The organism is Sabulibacter ruber, from assembly GCF_017355955.1.
Taxonomy (GTDB): domain Bacteria; phylum Bacteroidota; class Bacteroidia; order Cytophagales; family Hymenobacteraceae; genus Nibribacter; species Nibribacter ruber_A.
In genome coordinates, this window is the sequence record NZ_JAFFID010000085.1 from 1 (window position 1) to 300 (window position 300).

The window sequence follows — 300 nt, forward strand, 5'->3', positions numbered from 1 at the left end:
CTGGTGAAGGAGACCCTCGGCCACGCCTCCATCGCCACGACGGGCAAATACCTGCATGTGCGGCCCAACAACAGCTCCGCCCTGGCGCTCAAGGTCTGAAACGGGAGACAACGGCATGACCACAACAACGTGGACCACGCGGCACGCCGTGGCGCGGGCGCACGGGTGCGATCTGACCGTGCTGTGGCGCGGCCCCGACACCTGGGCCTGGATCGTGACCGTCGCCGGCGCCCAAGTGGATTCCGGCGTGACCCGCTCCCTGGAGCGGGCGCAAGCCGCAGCTCTCGACGCCGCCCGCCG

1 protein-coding gene is annotated in these 300 nt (G+C 70.3%); it reads left to right on the plus strand.

The features are described 5' to 3' along the window. Window positions 1-115 precede the first annotated feature (115 nt). Window positions 116-300 (plus strand): hypothetical protein (locus JT719_RS24555; protein ID WP_207436417.1); only part of this gene is annotated, 185 nt, incomplete at its 3' end.